Origin of the sequence: Streptomyces mutabilis, assembly GCF_014649815.1 — a bacterium.
Classification (GTDB): Bacteria; Actinomycetota; Actinomycetes; order Streptomycetales; family Streptomycetaceae; genus Streptomyces; species Streptomyces mutabilis.
Window position 1 is genome coordinate 1 of record NZ_BMTT01000168.1, and the last position, 656, is coordinate 656.

1 pseudogene is annotated in these 656 nt (G+C 32.9%); it reads right to left on the bottom strand.

From position 1 onward, the window contains the following. Positions 1-656, bottom strand: a pseudogene (gene rnjB / locus IE142_RS39885) (ribonuclease J2); the annotation flags it as partial.

The window sequence follows — 656 nt, forward strand, 5'->3', positions numbered from 1 at the left end:
CTAATAGATGTCTGTCTCTTAATACGATATTACCTACGTCACCAACGCCAATCCCATCAATAAGTATATTACCTGATTGAACTTTTTCATTTAAAATCATATCTTTACCGTTATAACTAATCACGTCGCCTTTTTCAACTAAGAAAATTTTCTCAGGTGCTACACCGGTTTCTGCTGCTAATTTGGCATGTGCAATCTGCATTTTAAATTCACCTTGAACAGGTACAAAATATTCAGGTTTCATAATATTTAACATCATTTTCAATTCTTCCATACAACCATGACTTGACGCATGAATTTTCTTGTTGTTTGGAATTATATGTGCTCCAGCACGCACTAACTCATTTAATGTATCTGCAATAATAACCTCCATATTAGCTGAAGCAGTAATTGCTAGGAATATTGAATCTCCTTCTTCTATGTTCATAATTTTATGCTTTTTGCGAGCCATTTGACTTAATGCTTCTACTGGTTCACCTTGCATACCTGTAGCAATAATAATCACTTCATTTTTAGGATAATTTTCCACTTCGTTAATAGGTATTAATAAATCTTTTGGTATATCAAAGTATCCCATTTTACGTGCTATGTTAAACGAACTTTCAAGTGAACGACCTAAAAATGACACTTTACGATTAAGTTGACTTGCAATGTTA